Consider the following 15,827-nt stretch of genomic DNA (forward strand, 5'->3'; position numbering starts at 1 on the left):
AAAAAGTCATAAAAAACTTATTTTTAAAGACAAAATGTCTCTTTTTTACTAAAAAAATCAATTGGTACTGAATTTGACTTTTATAGAGAAAAAATAAAAACGATATGAATTTTAACAATTATACAATAAAATCACAAGAAACCATACAGCAAGCGCAACAATTAGCGCAAAGTTATGGTAACAACCTTATAGAAAATGAACACATTTTCAAAGCTTTATTTTTAGTCGATGAAAATGTACTTCCTTTCATTTTAAAGAAACTTAACATTAATGTTGATGTTATACAGCAGGTATTAGATAAACAATTAGAAAGTTTTTCTAAAGTTACTGGTGCCGATTTAATGCTTTCTCGTGAAGCTAATAAAACACTAAACGAAGCGGCTATCATCGCAAAAAAAATGAACGATGAGTACGTATCTATTGAACATTTAATCTTAGCTATTTTTAAATCTAAAAGTCAAATAGCACAAGTATTAAAAGACCAAGGTGTTACTGAAAAAAGTTTAAAAGCAGCTATTGAAGAGTTACGTAAAGGAAATCGCGTAACATCACAAAGTGCCGAAGAAACATACAACTCTTTAAACAAATATGCTAAAAACTTAAACCAGTTAGCACAAGACGGAAAATTAGACCCAGTAATTGGTCGTGATGAGGAGATTAGACGTTTATTACAAATTTTATCTCGTAGAACTAAAAATAACCCTATTCTAGTTGGTGAACCGGGTACAGGTAAAACAGCAATTGCTGAAGGTTTAGCACACCGAATTATTCGAGGTGATGTTCCTGAAAACTTAAAGGAAAAACAAATTTTCTCTTTAGATATGGGAGCTTTAATTGCTGGAGCTAAATATAAAGGAGAGTTTGAAGAACGCTTAAAGTCTGTAGTAAAAGAAGTTACAAAATCTGAAGGAGATATTGTATTGTTTATTGACGAAATTCACACCCTAGTTGGTGCTGGTGGTGGTCAAGGAGCAATGGATGCTGCTAATATTTTAAAACCAGCTTTAGCTCGTGGAGAGCTAAGAGCTATTGGAGCTACAACACTGGACGAATACCAAAAGTATTTTGAAAAAGATAAAGCCTTAGAGCGTCGTTTTCAAAAAGTAATGGTAGACGAACCAGATACAGAGAGTGCTATTTCTATTTTACGTGGTATTAAAGATAAATATGAAGCACACCACAAAGTTCGTATTAAAGATGATGCTATTATTGGTGCTGTAGAATTGTCTCAACGTTACATTACTAATCGTTTTTTACCAGATAAGGCGATTGATTTAATGGATGAAGCAGCTTCTAAATTACGTATGGAAATCAATTCGAAACCAGAAGAATTAGATGTACTAGATCGTAAAGTAATGCAATTAGAAATTGAAATTGAAGCGATTAAACGTGAAAATGATGAAACTAAATTAAAATCTTTAAATGCTGATTTAGCTAATTTAAAGGAAGAACGTAATGAAATTAATGCTAAGTGGCAATCAGAAAAAAGTGTTGTAGATTCCATTCAGAACTTAAAAACTGATATTGAAAACTATAAACTTGAAGCTGAAAAAGCTGAACGTAATGGTGATTATGGTAAAGTAGCTGAATTGCGTTATGGTAAGATTAAAGATGCTCAAGAAGAACTTGACAAAAAACAAGAAGTTTTAGCTAGTCAACAAGAAAACTCTTTAATTAAAGAAGAAGTTACTTATGATGATATTGCTGAAGTTGTAGCTAAATGGACTGGAGTTCCTGTTACTAAAATGTTACAGTCAGAACGTGAAAAGCTATTACAATTAGAAGATGAGTTACACAAACGTGTAGTTGGTCAAGAAGAAGCAATCGAAGCGGTTTCTGATGCTGTACGTCGTTCAAGATCAGGATTACAAAATCCTAACAAACCTATTGGTTCTTTCTTATTCCTAGGTACAACAGGAGTTGGTAAAACTGAGTTAGCAAAAGCACTTGCTGAATATTTATTTGATGATGAAAATGCTATGACTCGTATTGACATGAGTGAATACCAAGAACGTCATTCGGTAAGTAGATTAGTTGGAGCACCTCCTGGGTATGTTGGTTATGATGAAGGTGGGCAATTAACTGAAGCTGTTAGGAGAAAACCGTATTCGGTTGTATTGTTAGATGAGATTGAAAAAGCGCATCCTGATACTTTTAATATCTTACTACAAGTATTAGACGAAGGTAGATTAACTGATAATAAAGGGCGTGCTGCTGATTTTAAGAATACTATTATTATTATGACCTCTAATATGGGAAGCCATATTATTCAAGAGAAGTTTGATAATATGAAAGGAGACATTCATACAACTATGGACTTAGCAAAAACAGAAGTTTTAGGGTTATTAAAACAATCCGTAAGACCTGAATTTTTAAATAGGATTGATGATATTATTATGTTCACTCCTTTATCTGAAGATAACATTAAAGAAATTGTAAAATTACAATTGACTAGTGTTAAAAAGATGATTGCAAAACAAAACATAACTTTTGATGCTACTGATGAAGCTATTGCTTACTTAGCAATAAAAGGGTATCAACCCGAATTTGGTGCGCGTCCTGTAAAACGTGTAATTCAAAAAGAGGTTTTAAATCAATTATCTAAAGAAATATTATCAGGAAGAATAACTACAGATAGTATTATTTTACTAGATGCTTTTGATGATAAATTAGTCTTTAGAAATCAATCTGATTTAGTGGAGAATTAACCCTATGTAAACAACTATAAATCAATACATAAAGTGACATTTTTTTATTTAAAACAATGAAAAAATGTCACTTTTTTTAATTGGTATTTTTTTTGAGCTATAATTATTAAAATTAATGTTTAACTAAATAAATGTAAAGTTATGTTATTAAAGAGCACTGATTTTCCAGCATTACCAAATGTCTTTAATGATTTTTTTAGAGACTGGTCTACTTCAAATTTCTCGGACACAAACACTACATTACCAGCTGTAAACATTAAAGAAAATGAAAACGAGTTTACAGTTGATGTAGCTGCTCCTGGTATGAATAAGGAGGATTTTCAAGTAAACCTTGAAAATGATATTCTAACTATTTCATCAGAAAGAAAAGAGAATAAAGAAGATACGAACGACAACTATACACGAAAAGAATATAGCTATATGTCGTTTAGAAGAAGTTTTACACTACCTAAAGGTATTGTTGATAGTGAAAAGATTAAAGCTACCTATAAAAATGGCGAGCTAAAAATTAATATTCCAAAATTAGAAACCGCAAAACCTAAACCTGCAAAACTAATTACGGTTGAATAAATTAATTTTATAATATCTTTTTTAAATTAAAAAACCGAGTGTTCTTAAAAAGTCACTCGGTTTTCTATAGCTTTTCGTTACTAAAAAGTATCTACTTGTATATCTTCTAAAACGATTTCAGATAATTTTTTCAATTTACCTTCTTCGTATAATTTATCAATAGTGTAAAAATCAATATCTTTATCTAAAGGCTTGTAATTATTATAGTCTACAAAACGAATTCCTTTCACTATTTTTTCTTCTTTCACATCTCTAAAACGTACTCCTCCTCCATTTGTATGGTATTTGTACGCTAAATAATCCAATTGAAAGTTATCTTTAGCAAACCAATAGATAAATACATCATCAAAATCTTCTCCTCCACCCTCTTCTGTAAAAGTAACTCTAATTTTATGATATTGTTTTCCTTTAATAGTAACGTCTTCAAGTAGCTTTTTTTGAACAGATTTGTCATTTAATCCAATGGGTAAAACTGAAAAATAATGAACTGAATTTACGGAGTTACTATAACGATTTTCATCTTTTTTAGATAACTCTATTAAACTATCGCTCACAAATCGTTCAAAAGCATCATTTGACAATATATCCTTTATTGTTACGGAATCATTTTTTATAACTCTAACTAGTTTAAAAGTCCCTTTATCTCTAGTCGCTTCGTAGTGATTTTTTCTAAAATTAAAAGATATAGTAGCATTCTCTATTTCATTCAACTTAGAATGTTCTATTGACTTATCAATTATTTCTTGAGCAGTAAATTTTGGTTTACACGAAACCATTAATAATAGCAGAAAAATGTATAAATGTCGCATATAATTTTGTTTGTATTCATCGTTTATTAGCTAACAAATTTACACGTATTCATTAATTTTAATTGTTAAGTTTTACACAAAAAAATAGAGCTACAATTACGTAGCTCTAAAAAAGGGGATTATAATTTATTGATTAAAACCTCATACCTACACCAAAACCAATAAGTAAAGGATTAATATCTACTTCTGCTGGTACTGTTGCTATACCTGCATTAACAGAAACATCAGTACTTAATCCAATATACTTAGCATCTATGTTTAAAAACCAAGTATCATCTAAATCATAGTCAAAACCTAATTGTAGTGCATACCCAAAACCATTTTCATAATCTACATCTACTACTGCTCCTGGATCAGCATTATAAAAAATAGTATAATTAACACCAGCTCCCACATAAGGTTTAAAGTCACTTATATTAAAATGATATTGTAGTGTTAATGTTGGAGGTAATAACCATACATCTCCTAAATTAACGTTTCCTAAAGCTGTATTTACTGCTTTTACATCATGGTTTGCTGTACCTAAAATTAATTCAGCTGCAATATTTTCAGTAAAATAGTACGCAAAATCAAGTTCAGGGATAAAACTTTTACCTATTTCAACATCTCCTCCAATAGTACCAATTGTTGCTGATTCATTAGGTAAAACACTTACCCACCTAAAGCGCGCTTGCCATTTTTTAAAATCATTTGTCTTAGTAGTTTCCTGAGCATTTACATTACTAAAAAATAATGTTCCTAATACAATACTTAATATTATTTTTTTCATGATTATAAGTTTAAATTTTAAGCAAAATTACATTCCGCTCCTCCCATAAAACATGACTTAAATCATAGCTTAATAATTTTATTTAACAACTTAAAATTATAGTTATATTTGTGTTCTATTTTATGCAAAAAAAGATCAACATACAGAATAAAAAAGCTCGTTTCGAATACGAGATAATAGATAAATACACAGCAGGAATTCAACTTACTGGTACTGAAATTAAATCTATAAGACAAAGTAAGGCTAGAATTACTGAAAGTTTTTGTGAATTCAATGACAAAGGAGAGCTTTTTGTGGTAAACATGTATATTGAAGAATATGCTTTTGGAAACCATTATAACCACAAACCTAAAAGTGAGCGTCGTTTATTATTAAATAAACGTGAATTGAAAAAACTAGAAAAAGAAGTTGAAGCTAAAGGTAGTACAATTGTTCCATTACGCTTATTTATTAATGAGAATGGTTGGGCAAAACTAGATATTGCTCTTGCTAAAGGAAAGAAAACCCATGATAAAAGACAAAATATTAAAGATCGTGATAATAAACGTGATTTAGCCCGAATTAAAAAGGCTTATAATTAATGAATGATACTTTTTTAAATATTATAAAGTGGAAAAAAATTATATACTTTATTTTTATCCTATTCTTATTTAAGTTCTCATTTTTACACGGTTATGGCTTTAAAACGACTCTTTCTTTTCTTGATTTAGGGCTACTATCAATTTCCAGTGCTTTTTTATTAGCATCAGGCTACTTAACAAGTTTTTTCTTTAGAAATACGCAAAAAAAAACTAGACTCCCTTTACAAAGAGTAAAAAAACTATCTATTTACTTAATGTTAGTAGGTATTATAGTGGGGCTATATCTATCAATAAAAGTAAATAAAGCTTGGTACGGACTTATATTTATAGCTTGTCCTATTGTTGTATACCTATATTCTAAAAACAACACTCAAAAAACTTTTTTTAGTAACATTGTTACATCTTTTTTAAAACCTTTTGCACTACTTACTCTTTGGTGGTTTGATTTTCCTCTTAATTTATCGATAGAGCAATGGGAGTTATTTTACGATCTTCAACTAATAACTATTGGTTATGTAACCATTTCTTTTTTGAGTAATATTGTAGTTGAAATAATTATTGATATTATTAACGTAAATCAAGATAATTTAAATAAACAAAATACCCTTCCTGTTTTATTAGGACGAAAAAGGGCAAAAAATATTGCTTTAATGCTCTCTATAATAGGTTGCTTATTTGTATTTTCAATAGCAATTGCTTTTATTAAAAACAAGTTCATTTTCTCAACAATTATGTTACTAGGAACAATTCCTGAGTTATACTTTATTTACCGATTAATGCTAGCTTCTGAAGCTAAAGACTATAATGCTTTGCATAAAATTAGTTACATTAATTTCCTTTTAGCCCTCTTAAGTGTTCCTACCATAGGTTATTATATAAAATATGTTATCAACTAAACTATCAAAATACTCCATTATTCTTGCTTCAAATTCACCTAGAAGACAAGAATTAATAAAAAGTTTAGACATTCCTTTTTCTATTAAAACAAAGGAAGTGGAAGAAATCTACCCTAAAGAACTAAAACATTCGGAAATAACTGATTTTTTAGCTGATTTAAAAGCTACTCCCTTCAAAAAAGAGTTAAAAGAAAACGAGTTGTTAATAACGTCTGATACTATAGTATGGATAAACAAAAGAGCTTTAGGAAAACCTAAAAACTATAAAGAAGCATTTCAAATGCTTAAAGAGATATCTAATAACAAACATGAGGTTATTACTTCTATATGTATTACTAGTAAATCATTTCGAAAAACGGTGAATGATACTACCTTTGTTAATTTTAGGGAATTATCGGACGAAGAAATTGACTACTATATAAACACTTATAAACCTTTTGATAAAGCTGGAGCCTATGGTATACAAGAATGGATAGGTAAAATAGGAATTACTAAAATTGAAGGGAGTTATTTTAATGTCATGGGATTTCCTGTTCATAAACTTTACAAAGAATTATCAAAATTGTAGCTTTACATCTATATAAAAGATTATTTTTGACGCGTATTTACACAACACAAACTGATGAAAAAATATACTTATACTGAAAAAAAAGATACCCGTTCTGGGTTTGGTGATGGTTTAACTGAATTAGGACAAAAGAACCCTAATGTTGTAGCTTTATGTGCAGATTTAACTGGTTCATTAAAAATGAATGAATTTGCCAAAAACCACCCTGAGCGTTTTTATCAAGTAGGAATTGCTGAAGCAAACATGATAGGAATTGCTGCTGGATTAACAATTGGAGGGAAAATTCCTTTTACAGGTACATTTGCTAACTTTTCAACTGGTAGAGTTTATGACCAAATTCGTCAATCAGTTGCTTATTCTGATAAAAACGTAAAAATTTGTGCTTCTCACGCTGGCTTAACTTTAGGTGAAGACGGAGCAACACACCAAATTTTAGAAGATATTGGATTAATGAAAATGTTGCCAGGAATGACTGTAATAAATACTTGTGATTATAGTCAAACTAAAGCTGCAACTTTAGCAATTGCAGAACATGAAGGTCCTGTATATTTACGTTTTGGGCGTCCAAAAGTACCGGTATTTATGACCGAACAACCTTTTGAAATAGGAAAAGCTATTCAGCTTACCGAAGGTAACGATGTTACTATTGTTGCTACTGGTCATTTAGTTTGGGAAGCCTTACAAGCTGCTGAGCAATTAGACGCTAAAGGTATTTCTGCAGAAGTAATAAATATTCATACAATCAAGCCATTAGATGAAGAAGCTATTTTAAAATCTGTTGCTAAAACAGGATGTATAGTTACTGCTGAAGAACATAATAAATATGGAGGCTTAGGAGAAAGTGTTGCTCGCTGTTTAGCTACTAATGCACCTACTCCACAAGAATTTGTTGCTGTAAATGATAGTTTTGGAGAATCTGCTACTCCAGATCAATTAATGAAAAAATATGGTTTAAATGATGAAGCTATAGTAAAAGCAGTTGAAAAAGTTATTTCTAGAAAATAAGAATATAAGCACTCAAACAATAAATACATCACTTTTTAAGTTTAAAGTGATGTATTTTTTTATAAAAAAGTAAATATTTAACCCAATTTAACAGTGTAAATTAATAACAATGAAAAAAGCAATTTTTATCTTATGCCTTCTAATAGGAGGCTCTCAATTAGTGCAAAGCCAAATCCAAGGAGGTATAAAAGGTGGTATCAACTACAACTCTGATTCTTTTTCTGATGTAAAAGACGACGTCTTTAATGGAGCTAAAAGTAAAACAGGTTTTCATGCCGGTGGTTGGTTACGTATAAAATTACCTGCTACAGGTTTATATATTAGACCTGAATTGGTATATACGCAATTAAGCAACGAAGTTTCTTATGAGCCTTCTGGTTTTACTGCCAAAACTACCACCTATGAAATTCAAAAAATAGATATTCCTGTTTTATTAGGATTCAACTTTTTAAAGGTAGGACATGTTTTTGCTGGACCTTCTTTTCAGTATATTTTAGATTCTGATTTTAATATTGAAGATCTTAAACAAGTAGATTCTGATGGTTTTTCTGTTGGATTACAATTAGGTGCTGGTGTTGAGCTTGGTAAATTAGGATTAGATGTACGTTGGGAAAGAGCTTTATCAGATACTGAAGCTGAATTTGTAGACTCTAATGTTGGAAACGTAAATTTTGATACTCGTGTTAATCAAATTATTGTAGGTTTATCATATAGATTCTAAAAGCTCTTAAAGTTTTAAGAATAAAAAAACCGAAGTTTAAAACTTCGGTTTTTTTATTTATACTTTTTATACCTAAAAAATATCTCTATTTAAATAATCAGGAACATTAGGTTTATTTGGATCGCTAAAGTCGTTTGCTGGATTTCCATCTCCATTTTTATCCTCATCTTTTGATAAAACTCCATCACCATCATCATCGGTATCTAAATAATTTGGAACATTATCCTTATCAGTATCATCATTTCTAGGATTCCCATCACCATCTGGATCTTCGTTAATGGAAGCTACCCCATCTTGATCGTCATCAGTATCTGGAACCAAATCCCACAACTCGATATAAAACATCAATAAAGAATTTGGAGCTATAGTAGTTGTTCCTCTATTTGCATAAGCTAATCCAGAAGGTATAAACAAAATTCCTTTTCCTCCATTCTCATAATTAATAGGCCCATCATTTGTTACATTGTTTCCTCCTTTAAAGTGAACAAAACTATAAGTCCAACCTCTAATAACATTGTTTAAAGAAAACCATGCAGTGTTTTTATCAAAATCTGGACTTAAACTGTCTTTTCTAACGATTCGCTGCCCTCTATATTTAGCATAAACAGAGTCCATTACTGTTGGAAAACCTTTGTCCTCATCTGGAGTACCTACTCTATTTACATAATAATAAAGTTTATAATTAATATCATTTTCAGTTACTTCTTTAGTCACTAACTTATCATCATCAAATAATGATGTTTCATTATTGGTAATAGGTTTAACTGAATCTAAAACCTCATTATAATAGTTGTTCTTCAAAAATGCAACCAAAGAGTCATTATCAATTATAGCTTGTGCCTCATGGTCAAAATTATCAACGGGTGAGTTGCTATCACTTCCACAAGCATACAAAAGAGTACCTACAATGGCAGTACAAAGTAAATGTTTAAATTTTATCATTTAATTCAGAAATTTTAACGCGCAATTTACCATTTTTATACCTTTGTAAAAAACGAAACGATAAAAATTAACTTTTTATATGAGAATTGACAAATATTTGTGGTGCATTCGCTTATTTAAAACCCGTAGTATTGCCACAGATGCTTGTAAAAAAGGGCATATTAAAATAGAGGGTACTAACCTTAAACCTTCAAAAGAAATATTCGGTAATGAAGAAATTACCATCCGTAAAAATCAAATAAATTACAAAATAAAAGTTATAGACATCCCTCCCAACCGTGTTGGGGCTAAATTGGTTGATTTATACAGAAAAGATTTAACCCCAAAAGAAGAGTTTGAAAAAACTGAGTTGTTAAAATACTCAAAGGACTATTATCGTAAAAAAGGAACAGGACGTCCTACAAAAAAAGATCGCCGTGATATTGACGATTATTATGACGATTCTAATAAAAATGATGTTAATTTGTAATCCCAAATTAAGTTAAAATTAGCTAATAAAATGACTGAAGTAAACAATATCATCTTAAATAATACTCAGGTTGAACAAAAAATTCGTCGAATAGCCTTTCAAATCTATGAAAGTAATAGTAACGAAACAGAAATTATTATTGCTGGTATTGCTGATAATGGATATTTTTTAGCAGAAAAAATTTCAACTGTTTTAAGTCAAGTTTCTCCTATAAAAGTAACATTATGTAAAGTTTCTATTGATAAGAAAAAACCTATCAGTCCAATCACTACCTCTATTAGTAGTGAAGAGTACCAAAATAAAGCATTAGTTTTAGTTGATGATGTTTTAAACTCAGGAACCACTTTAATATACGGAGTTAAACATTTCTTAGAGGTTCCTTTAAAACGATTTAAAACTGCTGTGCTAGTAAACAGAAATCATAAAAAATACCCTGTTAAAGCAGACTTTAAAGGTATATCTTTATCAACCTCTATTAAGGAGCATGTAGTCGTTGAATTTAAGAGTAATGAAACATTTGCTTATTTAACTTAATATAGATTGTAAGTCCTCTATAGCTTCATCAACAGTTTTATTATCTACAGTTACTTTATAATTAGCTTGATTATAAAAATAACTTCGTTCAAATAGGTGTTTTGCAACGAATTCTGCTAACTCTTCTTTATTTAAGCGAGCAACTAGTGGACGTTTACTTTTTTCGTTTATCAATCTATCTACAATGGTATTTATGCTCGTTTTTAAATACACCGATTTCACATCGTTGAAACTTAATAACACATCCATATTTCCTGCATAACAAGGTGTACCTCCACCTAAAGACAGTATAAAGTTCCCTTCCTTTTCCAAAAGTTCTTTTAAATATATATGTTCTTGTTTTCTAAAGTAAATTTCTCCTTTCTGTTCAAAAATCTCAGAAACTGTTTTTCTTTCCTTTTTTTCTATGTATTCATCTAAATCTATAAATGAAATTTGCTTTTTTTCGGCTAAAATTCGTCCAATTGTCGATTTTCCGCTCGCCATATATCCTAATAATACAATTTTCATAAACTAGTAATTAAGCAGTTACAAATATGAGTAAAAAATATTACAAAAAAGCTTTTTTGATTTAAAGAACAGTTGTATATTTGCAACCGCTTTCACAAAGAAGCAATGACCGGGTAGCTCAGTTGGTAGAGCATCTCCCTTTTAAGGAGAGGGTCCTGGGTTCGAGCCCCAGCCCGGTCACAAAAAGTTAAGCATTTGCTTAACTTTTTTAGTTTATGCACGTATGGCGGAATTGGTAGACGCGCAGGCTTGAGGGGCTTGTTTCCAACGGAAGTGCAGGTTCGACTCCTGTTACGTGCACAAAAAAGCACAATACATTTCTTGTATTGTGCTTTTTTACTTCTGTAAAGTTCCAATAATATCAATTTTATATATAAATAAAACAAGGAGACTAAAAAGCCTCCTTGCATTAAATCATATACTTAATTATTTAGTTTATAATATATGTGTTATAATCCAAATAACAGGTATCTCCTTGAACTATAGTTCTTACGCCATTCCATGTTTGATTATGAAAACCATCTCCTACTGTATAATTATCTACATACGGATTGTGTCTTGTATAATCTTCCCATTTCTTTGAACTAAGGTTATACTCGTACTCATTATAAGCCTTTTCCCCATCTGTATAAACATAACATCCAGAATCGCACTCTCCTACTACAGAAACTATTCTAAAGCGTTCACCTGCTTTTGCCTTTACCATAAAGTCTATTACTTCTCCATCAGCTACACTTCTTTTTTTACCAAATTTATAATAGTCTAAACCTATATGATCTTCAATTCCGTACCCCCAGTAAATTTTCTCTCCTACTGAATGCCAAGATCCTAATTCTTGATTATATTTTTCTACATAAAATCTTCCAAAAAGCTCACCTCCACTAGTTCCATGATCGCTTCCATATAACGCCACATTTGTTGGGTCTACTCTTATCTTATCATAATACGCTAAATCACATTCTCTGATTATATACTCTAAATTTGAGCTTACTTTAAAAGGCTTATTATCGTATGTATAATTTACTTTATAAGAAATCGGGTATCCTGGATTATCAACTGACACCTCTGCTCCTTCTTTCAGAAAATCAACAACTCTATCTAAATTATTAGCCATAGCTGCTAAAGATGATGCTATTCCAGAAGTAGCATTTCCTCCTAATTGCTTTACTTTAACAGTAGACTCACTAAAAATAGATTTATATCTTGCTTTTAATTCTGCATTTGCTTCTGTTCCTACTGCTTTATAAGCAAAATTCAGTGCTGCTTCAACTTCTTTAGCGCTACTACTAGATTCGTAAATTAACGTATATAGTTTTCCATAAGTTACTGATTCTATGTATGAAGATGGGTTTTGTTGATCTTCACTTACCTCTAAATAATCAGTAACATAAGGTTTTAATCTATCTGGAGAAACATTATTATTCAACCATCCATTCTTTCCTATAATACCTTCTTTTGGAGACACTGAAGCTGTAAAAAAGCGTTGTTTCAAAGTAACTGCATACCTGGTTTTCTGGGTAGAGAAATCTAATCCAAAACTACCTGATACATTTACACTAGGCCCAGAATACCCTGCATTTAAAGATAATTGAAATTGCTTTTCATCATGAATTCTTTGAATACTAATATCAAAACTAGCAGGAAAGTTAGCTTCACTCTTATAATAAGCATTTAAAATAGAGTTTAAATTGTCTTGAACTTTTCCTGGTGTTGGTTCTTCAATTATTCTTGAAGTAGAAGCAGATGTTCCTGATAACACATTAACTCTTACCTCCAAAGGATTCCTATCTTCCCCAAAAATAGGTATAGAAACTGGAGCCCCTTCTTGTATAGATCTTGCAGCCACCAAATTACCAGGCCATAATAAAGAACTATTAGCATCCAGAATAAAAAAATCTGAATCTGTTTGAGTAAATGACACTTCTTTATCAACACAATTCTCTTCTACAGCTACTCCTTTAGCTTTAGAAGAAGTGTTGTCATACAGTTCATTAATTTTCAAATTATGAATACCATCGGGGGTATCGGACGTTATAAATTGAGCTATTTGCTCTTTACTAGAATTTATTTCAGAATTATGTAATAGATCGTCGTTTTGACATGAAATAATTGAAAAAAGGGTTAATCCAAATATTTTTAGATTTTTCATTTATTTATTTTTTAAATTTAACATTGTACTAATTAAGACCTCGAGGAGTAATTAAACAATCTCAAATATGTTTCCCCTACTTTTTTGTCTCTTTTTTTTTATTATACACATATATTTATGCTTTTATTTATTAATTATCATCAAAAAACACACATAACCAAACAATAATTAATTTCACAAATTATTAACTAGTACAAAGCCTATTATTCTTATTTTCGCCTTATGCAAAAACAATTATTATTTCTAGTAGCAATAGTATTTAGTATATCTATTCAAGCACAAAACAAACTAAAAGGGCAAATAATAGACTCTGAGTCTAAAAAACCTTTAAGTGCAGCTCATATCTTAAACCTTAACAGTGTTGTAGGTACTATAACAAATGAAAAAGGCCTTTTTGACCTTGTTGCACAAGCAAATGATACTGTATTGGTTTCTTATTTAGGGTACTCCTCAATAAAACTGAAGATTACAAATGATCTTTTAAAAGGTAATGAGGTTGTTATCTCTTTAGAAGAAAAACCAGAAGAAGTAAAGGAAGTTGTTATTAAATCTACTGAACTTATAGGAGTGCTAGAAGTAGATGTTAAACAAGTTCCAAAAGATCGCTTTACAAGAATACATATTAATGGACTACCTCAGACTTATGAAGTTGGAAGACCTCAAAAAATCTCCTCTCCTATAGCTAAACTATTAAATCCAGTCGATTTAGTATATAACCTATTTGGTAAAAAACCTAAACAGCTTAAAAAACTAAAAAAGCTTAAAAAAGAAGATGATTTACGAAAAATGCTAGCAGGTAAATTTGATCGTGAAGTTATGATGGAATACCTAGAAATGGATAGGGCTGAATTAAACAAACTATTGTCTGATTGTAACTACTCTGAATATTTTATAAAAAAAGCTAGTGATTTACAATTAATAGAAGCCGTCTTGAATTGTTACGAAAACTATAAAACAACAAAAAAAGGAAAAATAGAGAGAAATAGAATACCTGATAAAAATTGATTTTTATGTTAAAAAAGTAGGGTAACTCATATTTTATCTGTTATATTGTTTATAGATTAACAAATAATTACATTAAATAATGAAAAAAATTATATTACTATCTTTTGCTTTTACGCTTTTTTTAAATTGTAGTAAGGATGATAAAATAGCTGAACCTGCAGAAAATGTCACACTAAACAACAAAGTAAACAACTTTGTGTGGAAAGCAATGAATTCATGGTATAATTGGCAAGAAGAAGTTCCTAATTTAACAGATAGTAAAGATGATAACATTAATGATTATTACACCTACTTAAACTCTTATAGTACTCCTAGTTCTTTATTTGAAAGTCTAAAACACGCGGATGACGATTTTTCATGGTTTATAGAAGACTATGTTGCACAACAACAACAATTTCAGGGAACTTCAAAAACTTTTGGTTTTAGACCTAGCCTTGTAAAAGTTGGTACTACTGATTATGTTGTGATATATATAGAACATGTATCAAAAGGTTCTCCTGCAGATTTGGCAGGATTTAAAAGAGGAGATATAATCAACGCCATTAATGGGACTGTAATGACCGTTAGTAATTATAAAACTGTACTTAACGGATATTACCAAGAAACTTCTGAATTTTCTTTCACAGAAAAAGATGGTACAACCCTTAAAGAAAAGAAAACTATAACACAAGCTGTCGTATCTGATAACCCAGTACATTTGACTAAAGTTTTTGATAATATTAATGGTAAAAAGGTTGGTTACTTACTTTATAATGGTTTTAGGTCATCTTATAATGATGAATTAAATGCTGCTTTTGCTGAATTAAAGTCTGCAGGTATTCAAGAACTAGTACTGGATTTAAGAATTAATGGTGGAGGATCTGTGGAAACATCTGCTTATTTAGCTAGTATGATACATGAAGAAGCAGGCAAAGATAAATTTGCTGAATTAAAATTTAACAAGAAACACGCTCAATACAATGAGCCTTATTATTTTAATAACACTTTAAATGTTTATGGAACTGATGGAAAAAAGACTAGTGAAGAAGCTATAAATAGGTTATCAGGTATAAACAAACTATATGTTTTAACTTCTGGTAGTACTGCATCAGCAAGTGAAATGATTATAAATGGATTACGCCCTTTTATTGAAGTTAAGTTAATAGGAACTAAAACAGTAGGTAAAAATGAAGGGTCAATAACATTATATGACTCACCTACTAGTGATTATACTAATGTAAACGCAGCCAACTCAACTCATAAAATGGCTATGCAACCTATTGTTTTTCAGATATACAATAAACTAGGGCAAAATGATTATGGTGATGGATTTGAACCTAATATTTTAATTGAAGAATGGAAGTATTGGGATAATATCTTACCTTTTGGAGACGAAAATGAAATAGTCTTAAAAACAGCTTTAGATGATATAAGAGGGGTTTCTGCTAAATCATTGTATGAAGTAAAAAGTTTTGAACGTATTAAAACAAATATATCAACAAATAAGTTCGAACAAGAAATGTATGTTGATAGTCATTATTTTAACAAATAAAATAATATAAGAAAAAGCAGCAAAATTTTGCTGCTTTTTTTATGCTTCTATTTCATCCAA

General features: G+C 30.2%; 16 protein-coding genes and 2 tRNA genes. 13 read left to right on the forward strand and 5 right to left on the reverse strand.

Annotated elements, in window-relative coordinates:
- Positions 1 to 104: 104 nt before the first annotated feature.
- Both clpB and VBY68_RS03285 read left to right on the forward strand, forming a co-directional pair.
- A complete protein-coding gene (gene clpB / locus VBY68_RS03280) occupies positions 105 to 2,708 on the forward strand; it encodes an ATP-dependent chaperone ClpB (RefSeq protein ID WP_121146874.1) in 2,604 nt (867 codons plus the stop codon).
- Between the two features lie 141 nt (positions 2,709 to 2,849).
- Positions 2,850 to 3,278 carry an Hsp20/alpha crystallin family protein gene (locus VBY68_RS03285; protein WP_099214358.1) on the forward strand — a complete coding sequence of 143 codons (429 nt, stop codon included), beginning with the start codon at positions 2,850 to 2,852 and terminating at the stop codon, positions 3,276 to 3,278.
- 80 nt (positions 3,279 to 3,358) lie between these two features.
- On the opposite strand, the gene VBY68_RS03290 is transcribed toward VBY68_RS03285, so the two are convergent.
- The gene (locus VBY68_RS03290; protein WP_415268871.1) at positions 3,359 to 4,087 is read right to left on the reverse strand and encodes a DUF6503 family protein; all 729 of its coding nucleotides are present in this window, start codon (positions 4,085 to 4,087) and stop codon (positions 3,359 to 3,361) included.
- Positions 4,088 to 4,220: 133 nt separating this feature from the next.
- Positions 4,221 to 4,856 (reverse strand): OmpW/AlkL family protein, encoded by a 636-nt coding sequence (locus tag VBY68_RS03295; RefSeq protein WP_415268872.1) that lies wholly within the window; start codon positions 4,854 to 4,856, stop codon positions 4,221 to 4,223.
- Between the two features lie 122 nt (positions 4,857 to 4,978).
- Between VBY68_RS03295 and smpB the strand changes: the two genes are divergently transcribed.
- From smpB to VBY68_RS03320, 5 genes are all read left to right on the forward strand, one after another.
- The gene (gene smpB, locus VBY68_RS03300) at positions 4,979 to 5,437 is read left to right on the forward strand and encodes an SsrA-binding protein SmpB (protein ID WP_415268873.1); all 459 of its coding nucleotides are present in this window, start codon (positions 4,979 to 4,981) and stop codon (positions 5,435 to 5,437) included.
- 254 nt (positions 5,438 to 5,691) lie between these two features.
- Positions 5,692 to 6,333 (forward strand): UbiA prenyltransferase family protein, encoded by a 642-nt coding sequence (locus tag VBY68_RS03305; RefSeq protein ID WP_415268874.1) that lies wholly within the window; start codon positions 5,692 to 5,694, stop codon positions 6,331 to 6,333.
- Positions 6,320 to 6,901 carry a Maf-like protein gene (locus VBY68_RS03310; RefSeq protein WP_415268875.1) on the forward strand — a complete coding sequence of 194 codons (582 nt, stop codon included), beginning with the start codon at positions 6,320 to 6,322 and terminating at the stop codon, positions 6,899 to 6,901. Before VBY68_RS03305 ends, VBY68_RS03310 begins: the two co-directional genes overlap by 14 nt.
- Positions 6,902 to 6,955: 54 nt before the next feature.
- Complete coding sequence (locus VBY68_RS03315; RefSeq protein ID WP_415268876.1) at positions 6,956 to 7,906, forward strand: transketolase family protein; 951 nt, start codon at positions 6,956 to 6,958, stop codon at positions 7,904 to 7,906.
- A gap of 109 nt (positions 7,907 to 8,015) precedes the next feature.
- Positions 8,016 to 8,627, forward strand: coding sequence for a porin family protein (locus tag VBY68_RS03320; protein ID WP_099214351.1), 612 nt, complete (start codon positions 8,016 to 8,018; stop codon positions 8,625 to 8,627).
- Positions 8,628 to 8,699: 72 nt separating this feature from the next.
- On the opposite strand, the gene VBY68_RS03325 is transcribed toward VBY68_RS03320, so the two are convergent.
- Complete coding sequence (locus tag VBY68_RS03325; RefSeq protein WP_415268877.1) at positions 8,700 to 9,569, reverse strand: FKBP-type peptidyl-prolyl cis-trans isomerase; 870 nt, start codon at positions 9,567 to 9,569, stop codon at positions 8,700 to 8,702.
- A 79-nt stretch (positions 9,570 to 9,648) separates the two neighbouring features.
- Here VBY68_RS03325 and VBY68_RS03330 point away from each other — a divergent pair, with 79 nt between their 5' ends.
- Positions 9,649 to 10,038 (forward strand): RNA-binding S4 domain-containing protein, encoded by a 390-nt coding sequence (locus VBY68_RS03330; RefSeq protein WP_099214349.1) that lies wholly within the window; start codon positions 9,649 to 9,651, stop codon positions 10,036 to 10,038.
- A gap of 30 nt (positions 10,039 to 10,068) precedes the next feature.
- A complete protein-coding gene (locus VBY68_RS03335; RefSeq protein WP_099214348.1) occupies positions 10,069 to 10,572 on the forward strand; it encodes a phosphoribosyltransferase family protein in 504 nt (167 codons plus the stop codon).
- Here VBY68_RS03335 and VBY68_RS03340 read toward each other — a convergent pair.
- Entirely contained in the window at positions 10,564 to 11,082 is a 519-nt protein-coding gene (locus VBY68_RS03340; protein WP_273694483.1) for a shikimate kinase, read from the reverse strand. The two genes, VBY68_RS03335 and VBY68_RS03340, sit on opposite strands and share 9 nt — an antisense overlap.
- A 107-nt stretch (positions 11,083 to 11,189) precedes the next feature.
- Between VBY68_RS03340 and VBY68_RS03345 the strand changes: the two genes are divergently transcribed.
- Positions 11,190 to 11,262 (forward strand) — tRNA-Lys (locus VBY68_RS03345).
- Between the two features lie 37 nt (positions 11,263 to 11,299).
- Positions 11,300 to 11,382 (forward strand) — tRNA-Leu (locus tag VBY68_RS03350).
- 130 nt (positions 11,383 to 11,512) lie between these two features.
- Here VBY68_RS03350 and VBY68_RS03355 read toward each other — a convergent pair.
- Entirely contained in the window at positions 11,513 to 13,231 is a 1,719-nt protein-coding gene (locus VBY68_RS03355; protein ID WP_415268878.1) for a thiol-activated cytolysin family protein, read from the reverse strand.
- Positions 13,232 to 13,453: 222 nt separating this feature from the next.
- Between VBY68_RS03355 and VBY68_RS03360 the strand changes: the two genes are divergently transcribed.
- Positions 13,454 to 14,236, forward strand: coding sequence for a carboxypeptidase-like regulatory domain-containing protein (locus VBY68_RS03360; protein WP_099214345.1), 783 nt, complete (start codon positions 13,454 to 13,456; stop codon positions 14,234 to 14,236).
- A 79-nt stretch (positions 14,237 to 14,315) separates the two neighbouring features.
- Positions 14,316 to 15,767 carry a S41 family peptidase gene (locus VBY68_RS03365; RefSeq protein WP_415268879.1) on the forward strand — a complete coding sequence of 484 codons (1,452 nt, stop codon included), beginning with the start codon at positions 14,316 to 14,318 and terminating at the stop codon, positions 15,765 to 15,767.
- Positions 15,768 to 15,827 lie beyond the last annotated feature (60 nt).

The sequence above is a fragment of the Tenacibaculum ascidiaceicola genome (genome assembly GCF_047470925.1).
Classification (GTDB): Bacteria; Bacteroidota; Bacteroidia; order Flavobacteriales; family Flavobacteriaceae; genus Polaribacter; species Polaribacter discolor.